This is a genomic window from Bacillus solimangrovi, assembly GCF_001742425.1.
GTDB classification, from domain to species: Bacteria; Bacillota; Bacilli; order Bacillales; family Bacillaceae_N; genus Bacillus_AV; species Bacillus_AV solimangrovi.
This window is the reverse complement of the sequence record NZ_MJEH01000056.1, coordinates 1-3,329: the sequence shown is the minus strand read 5'-3', so window position 1 is coordinate 3,329 and position 3,329 is coordinate 1. Positions and strand designations below refer to the sequence as shown.

The following is a 3,329-nucleotide window of genomic DNA, read 5'->3' as shown; positions in this document are numbered from 1 at the left end:
TTGTTCCTTGAAAACTAGATAACCGAAATAGAAGTAAAGCATAACAATTCTTCTTTCAAATGAGCTGATTTAAGTAAGTGATTGAAAGGGAATGCGTAGCGCATAGCAAGTAAGACAACCAGTAACATGGTTAAGTTAGAAAGGGCGCACGGTGGATGCCTTGGCACTAGGAGCCGATGAAGGACGGGACTAACTCCGATATGCTTCGGTGAGCTGTAAGTAAGCTTTGAACCGGAGATTTCCGAATGGGGAAACCCTCTGTTCGTAATGGAACAGAATCATTATCTGAATACATAGGGTAATGAAGGCAGACCCGGGGAACTGAAACATCTAAGTACCCGGAGGAAGAGAAAGCAAATGCGATTTCCTGAGTAGCGGCGAGCGAAACGGAAACAGCCCAAACCAAGAGGCTTGCCTCTTGGGGTTGTAGGACACTCTATACGGAGTTACAAAAGAACAATGTAGGCGAAGCAGTCTGGAAAGGCTGACCAGAGAAGGTAACAGTCCTGTAGCTGAAACATTGTTCACTCTTGAGTGGATCCTGAGTACGGCGGAACACGTGAAATTCCGTCGGAAGCTGGGAGGACCATCTCCCAAGGCTAAATACTCCCTAGTGACCGATAGTGAACCAGTACCGTGAGGGAAAGGTGAAAAGCACCCCTGGCGGGGAGTGAAAAAGATCCTGAAACCGTGTGCCTACAAGTAGTCGGAGCCCGTTAACGGGTGACGGCGTGCCTTTTGTAGAATGAACCGGCGAGTTACGATCTCGTGCAAGGTTAAGTCGGAAAGACGGAGCCGCAGCGAAAGCGAGTCTGAATAGGGCGAATGAGTACGCGGTCGTAGACCCGAAACCGAGTGATCTACCCATGTCCAGGGTGAAGTTCAGGTAACACTGAATGGAGGCCCGAACCCACGCACGTTGAAAAGTGCGGGGATGAGGTGTGGGTAGGGGTGAAATGCCAATCGAACTCGGAGATAGCTGGTTCTCCCCGAAATAGCTTTAGGGCTAGCCTCAAGGGAAGAGTCTTGGAGGTAGAGCACTGATTGGACGAGGGGCCCCCAACGGGTTACCGAATTCAGTCAAACTCCGAATGCCAAAGACTTATCCTTGGGAGTCAGACTGCGGGTGATAAGGTTCGTAGTCGAGAGGGAAACAGCCCAGACCACCAGCTAAGGTCCCAAAGTATACGTTAAGTGGAAAAGGATGTGGAGTTGCTTAGACAACCAGGATGTTGGCTTAGAAGCAGCCACCATTCAAAGAGTGCGTAATAGCTCACTGGTCGAGTGACTCTGCGCCGAAAATGTACCGGGGCTAAACGTATCACCGAAGCTGTGGATGTTTCTTACGAAACATGGTAGGGGAGCGTTCTAAGCGCTTTGAAGCTAGACCGTAAGGACTAGTGGAGTACTTAGAAGTGAGAATGCCGGTATGAGTAGCGAAAGACAAGTGAGAATCTTGTCCATCGAAAGTCTAAGGTTTCCTGAGGAAGGCTCGTCCGCTCAGGGTTAGTCGGGACCTAAGCCGAGGCCGAAAGGCGTAGGCGATGGCCAACAGGTTGAAATTCCTGTACCACCTCCTCACCGTTTGAGCAATGGGGGGACGCAGAAAGGTAGGGTGAGCGTGCGACTGGAAGTGCACGTCTAAGCCGTTAGGCTGACAGTGAGGCAAATCCCACTGTCGTGAAGGCTGAGCGGTTACAGCGAGGGAAATATAAGTACCGAAGTCCCTGATCCTACACTGCCAAGAAAAGCCTCTAGCGAGGTGAGAGGTGCCCGTACCGCAAACCGACACAGGTAGACGAGGAGAGAATCCTAAGATGATCGGGAGAACTCTCGTTAAGGAACTCGGCAAAATGACCCCGTAACTTCGGGAGAAGGGGTGCTTTTTGGGGTGAATAGCCCCGAAGAGCCGCAGTGAATAGGCCCAAGCGACTGTTTAGCAAAAACACAGGTCTCTGCAAAGCCGCAAGGCGAAGTATAGGGGCTGACACCTGCCCGGTGCTGGAAGGTTAAGAGGAGGGGTTATCCTTTTGGAGAAGCTCTGAATCGAAGCCCCAGTAAACGGCGGCCGTAACTATAACGGTCCTAAGGTAGCGAAATTCCTTGTCGGGTAAGTTCCGACCCGCACGAAAGGTGCAACGACTTGGGCACTGTCTCAACGAGAGACCCGGTGAAATTATACTATGCGTGAAGATGCGCATTACCCGCGACAGGACGGAAAGACCCCGTGGAGCTTTACTGCAGCCTGATATTGAATTTTGGTACAGCTTGTACAGGATAGGTAGGAGCCTTGGAAGCCGGAGCGCTAGCTTCGGTGGAGGCGTCGGTGGGATACTACCCTTGCTGTATTGAAATTCTAACCCAGAGCCGTTATCCGGCTCGGAGACAGTGTCAGGTGGGCAGTTTGACTGGGGCGGTCGCCTCCTAAAAGGTAACGGAGGCGCCCAAAGGTTCCCTCAGAATGGTTGGAAATCATTCGTAGAGTGTAAAGGCACAAGGGAGCTTGACTGCGAGACCTACAAGTCGAGCAGGGACGAAAGTCGGGCTTAGTGATCCGGTGGTTCCGCATGGAAGGGCCATCGCTCAACGGATAAAAGCTACCCCGGGGATAACAGGCTTATCTCCCCCAAGAGTCCACATCGACGGGGAGGTTTGGCACCTCGATGTCGGCTCATCGCATCCTGGGGCTGTAGTCGGTCCCAAGGGTTGGGCTGTTCGCCCATTAAAGCGGTACGCGAGCTGGGTTCAGAACGTCGTGAGACAGTTCGGTCCCTATCCGTCGTGGGCGTAGGAAATTTGAGAGGAGCTGTCCTTAGTACGAGAGGACCGGGATGGACACACCGCTGGTGTACCAGTTGTTCCGCCAGGGGCATCGCTGGGTAGCTACGTGTGGACGGGATAAGTGCTGAAAGCATCTAAGCATGAAGCCCCCCTCAAGATGAGATTTCCCATAGCGTCAAGCTAGTAAGATCCCTCAGAGATGATGAGGTAGATAGGTTCGAGGTGGAAGCGTGGTGACACGTGGAGCTGACGAATACTAATCGATCGAGGACTTAACCACATTTTAAATATGCTTTTGAAGCTATTTATAATTAAGACGCACGCAAGTGCTGCTTCTATTTCAGTTGTTATCTAGTTTTGAGGGAACAAACCTCAATTGAATAATATGTCTGGTGACGATAGCGAAGAGGTCACACCCGTTCCCATACCGAACACGGAAGTTAAGCTCTTCAGCGCCGATGGTAGTTGGGGTGTTTCCCCTGTGAGAGTAGGACGTTGCCGGGCATGATAACAGAAACCGATCTGATAATAGATCGGTTTTTTGCATG

The 3,329-nt window shown here is 51.4% G+C and carries 2 rRNA genes; both read left to right on the top strand.

The window, feature by feature from the left end:
- The first annotated feature begins 128 nt into the window (after window positions 1-128).
- Window positions 129-3,061, top strand: a 23S ribosomal RNA gene (locus tag BFG57_RS15620).
- Between the two features lie 108 nt (window positions 3,062-3,169).
- A 5S ribosomal RNA gene (gene rrf, locus BFG57_RS15615) occupies window positions 3,170-3,285 on the top strand.
- The last annotated feature ends 44 nt before the right edge of the window (window positions 3,286-3,329 follow it).